This window comes from Alcanivorax sp. HI0083, assembly GCF_001635175.1.
In genome coordinates this window covers 1-1,842 of sequence record NZ_LWFX01000132.1, presented here as the reverse complement: position 1 = coordinate 1,842, position 1,842 = coordinate 1, and the positions used below count along the sequence as shown (strand labels likewise).

The 1,842-nt window shown below is 62.4% G+C and carries 2 protein-coding genes; one reads left to right on the top strand and one right to left on the bottom strand.

Annotated features, from left to right (window positions below; translation table 11 throughout):
• The coding region (locus A3754_RS01500; protein WP_063518669.1) for an efflux transporter outer membrane subunit at positions 1-1,228 on the top strand (1,228 nt) is incomplete at its 5' end.
• Between the two features lie 90 nt (positions 1,229-1,318).
• On the opposite strand, the gene A3754_RS01495 is transcribed toward A3754_RS01500, so the two are convergent.
• Positions 1,319-1,750: a PaaI family thioesterase gene (locus tag A3754_RS01495; RefSeq protein WP_197468361.1), complete on the bottom strand. Its 432-nt coding sequence runs from the start codon at positions 1,748-1,750 to the stop codon at positions 1,319-1,321.
• Positions 1,751-1,842: the final 92 nt, after the last annotated feature.

Genomic DNA, 1,842 nt, shown 5'->3' with positions numbered 1-1,842 from the left:
GAGCGCACTGGATAACAACCGGGATTTGCGCCTGGCCGTTCTGGATGTGGCCGCCCTGCGCGCCCAGTACCAGATCCAGCGCGCCGACCTGTACCCGAACCTGTCCGTGGATGGCAGTGGCACTCGCCAGCGCCTGCCCGGCGACCTGTCGTCCACCGGCAGCTCCACCCTTTCTGATCAATACGGTGTTCAGGTTGGCGTCACCGCCTGGGAACTGGACTTGTTCGGACGCGTACGCAGCCTCAAAGATGCCTCTCTGGAGACTTACCTGGCCAGCGAAGAAGCCCGGCGCAGCACCCAGCTGGCACTGGTGGCCCAGGTGGCGCAAAGCTACCTGACCCTGGTCAGCGACCGTCAGAATCTGGCCATCAGCCGTGAAACGGTCGCCGCGCAAGAGAATTCGCTGGCACTGATCCAGCGGCGCTTCGAAAGCGGGCTGGGCACAGAACTGGATGTACGACAGGCACAGATTGCCCTGCAAGGCGCCCGCGCCAACCAGGCCAGCTTTGAGCGCCAGGTCAGCCAGGATCACAACGCCCTGGCCGTATTGGTTGGCGGCCCCCTGCCCGCACTGGAGTCGGTGAACCTGAACAGCGACACGCTCTCCCTGGTGGCGCCGGTCCCGGAAGGGCTATCGTCCAGCCTCCTGACCCAGCGACCGGACGTGCAGCAGGCCGAGCATCAGCTACGTGCCGCCAACGCCAGCATCGGTGCCGCGCGAGCCGCCTTCTTCCCGAGTATTCAGCTCACCGGCGCCTATGGCAGCATGAGCAGCGAACTGTCTGGCCTGTTCGACAGCGGCTCCAAAGCCTGGTCGTTCAGCCCCAGTATTTCCCTGCCAATTTTCTCCGGTGGCCGCAACAAGGCCAATCTGGACCTGGCTGAAGTGCGCCAGGATCAGGCCGTGGCCACCTATGAAAAAGCCATTCAGACCGCCTTCCAGGAAGTGGCCAACGCCCTGCAGGCCCGCGATACCCTGGCCCGCCAGCAGCAGGCCCAACAGGCACTGGTCACCGCCACCGAGCAGTCCCTGACGCTCTCGCAGCAACGCTACGAGCAAGGCGCAGATGACTACCTTGCGGTGCTGGACGCCCAGCGCACCCTGCTCTCCGCCCGCCAGCAACTGGTGACGCTGAAGCTGCAGCAGCTGACCAATGAAACAGAACTGTATCGCGCACTGGGCGGCGGCTGGGAGGCACAACAGCCCACCCACGTGGCCAGCCGTTAGCGTGTTTTGAAAAATACAGACAAAGGTCGGGTTACGCCGCTACGCGGCTAATCCGACCTACGAAACAAAAGGGATAACACGGAAGGAAAACTACTCGCTGCGCAAACGGAAGGTTGCTTCGCCGAGGGCCAACAGCGTGTCCTTTTCATCGAACACTTCCATGGTGCTGTTGTAGATCCGGGTGCCACCGGCACGGCGGGTACCCACCGCGCGAACCAGACCTTTACTGGCCTGCCCGGTGAAGGTGGTGGTCATGGATAGGGTAACCGCCTTGCGAATGTGCATGGGGTCCGGGCTCCAGGTGCCGGCACAGGCCCCGGCCACATCCATCAGGGTCGCCAACACTCCACCATGAATGACACCGCCCAGATTCAAATGCCGGGTTTCGATCTGCAACCCCAGCACTGCCCTGCCCTCTTCCCATTCCAGGAAATGAAACCCCACCAGGGAGGGAAAACCCATATCAAAACGGGTATTGGCATCAGCCAGGGAAAACCCTTTGGAGGGCGGAACTGCACTCATACTCTCGCACTCATTGTTTGTTTTACCTGTGGCCCGGTACCACTGGTCCAGCGGTTCAGGCGCGGCCCTGTACCATCTGCGCGACCTGCCCG

Excerpts from the sequence above, each read along its gene's own strand:
- A3754_RS01495 (WP_197468361.1), bottom strand. The coding sequence starts at position 1,750 with ATGAGTGCAGTTCCGCCCTCCAAAGGGTTTTCCCTGGCTGATGCCAAT.